The following is a 975-nucleotide window of genomic DNA, read 5'->3' as shown; positions in this document are numbered from 1 at the left end:
TGCGGCAGATCCGCCCGGACTTCGACGGGCCCATCATCTTCCTGACCGCGCGCGTGGCCGAGGAGGACGCCGTGGCCGGCTACGGCCTGGGCGCCGACGACTACGTCCGCAAGCCCTTCGGGGCCGCGGAGCTGCGCGCCAAGGTCGCGGCCCATCTACGCCGTGAGCGCCGGCCGCGCTCGCACGCCCTCTCCTTCGGGGAGGTGCGGATCGACCTCGGGGCGCGCGGCCTCGCCGTGGGCGGCGGTTAACAGCAGCGTTCGGGTGGTGAGCACGCCACCACGCCCATCGCCGCCACAAACGGCAGGCCGTGGAAGGCATGCATGTTCACGTCCGCGCTCACGCCCACCGAGTACGCCATCTGCGAGTACCTCGCCCGCCACCCCGGGCAGGTCATGAGCCGCGCGCAGATACGCGAGGCGGTGCTCGGCTGGGAGAGCGACGCCGACGACGCGGCCATATCCATGCAGGTCAGCCGCGCCCGGAGGAAACTCTCCGAGGCCGGCGCCGATCCGATCGCGACCGTCTGGGGGATGGGGTACAAGTGGCAGCTCTGAGGACCGGGGCGCGAGGTCGCGGGGGCATGCCGCTCTCCTTCGTCATCGCGCGCTACTTCGCCTACGCGTTCGCGGCGGTCGCCGCGGCGTGGCTCGCCTCGTTCATGGCGCTCTCCGCGGCGATCAACGCGGGCTTCGTCTACGAGGCAAGCTGGGGGCCGGCCAATGCGCGCGAGGTCGCGGAGGGCCTGGCACGCGACGGCGTCTGCGGGCAGCAGGACGTGCCGACGGCGTACCGCTACCTCATCCTGAACAAGGACGGATACGTGCTGATGACAGACCTCGAGGGCACGCGGCTCGAGGACGCGACGGAAATGGCCCGTGCGGCACTCGCCGCGGATCCGGGCACAGTGGAGATCGAGGGCGGGGGCTCGGGCCTCACCTACGCCGCGTTCCCGCTCAAGGGCGGCGGGGCCTG

At 72.1% G+C, this 975-nt stretch carries 3 protein-coding genes; all 3 read left to right on the top strand.

The genetic code is table 11. The annotated features are described in order from the left end of the window. Nucleotides 1-251, top strand: a 251-nt coding sequence (locus ACESWY_RS10260) for a response regulator transcription factor (RefSeq protein ID WP_373202383.1), incomplete at its 5' end; no start/stop codon positions are given. 72 nt (nucleotides 252-323) lie between these two features. After that, entirely contained in the window at nucleotides 324-557 is a 234-nt protein-coding gene (locus tag ACESWY_RS10255) for a winged helix-turn-helix domain-containing protein (RefSeq protein WP_373202381.1), read from the top strand. Nucleotides 558-583: 26 nt separating this feature from the next. Then, nucleotides 584-975: hypothetical protein (locus tag ACESWY_RS10250; RefSeq protein ID WP_373094363.1), on the top strand; the 392-nt coding region annotated here is incomplete at its 3' end.

Source organism: Collinsella aerofaciens ATCC 25986 (assembly GCF_964237925.1).
GTDB lineage: Bacteria > Actinomycetota > Coriobacteriia > Coriobacteriales > Coriobacteriaceae > Collinsella > Collinsella aerofaciens_BJ.
Note: the sequence above shows the minus strand (reverse complement) of the source record. Positions and strands in the feature narration are given on the sequence as shown.

What these genes read in the sequence shown, in the direction of transcription:
- ACESWY_RS10255 (WP_373202381.1), top strand. Translation starts at nt 324, where the DNA reads ATGTTCACGTCCGCGCTCACGCCCACCGAGTACGCCATCTGCGAGTAC.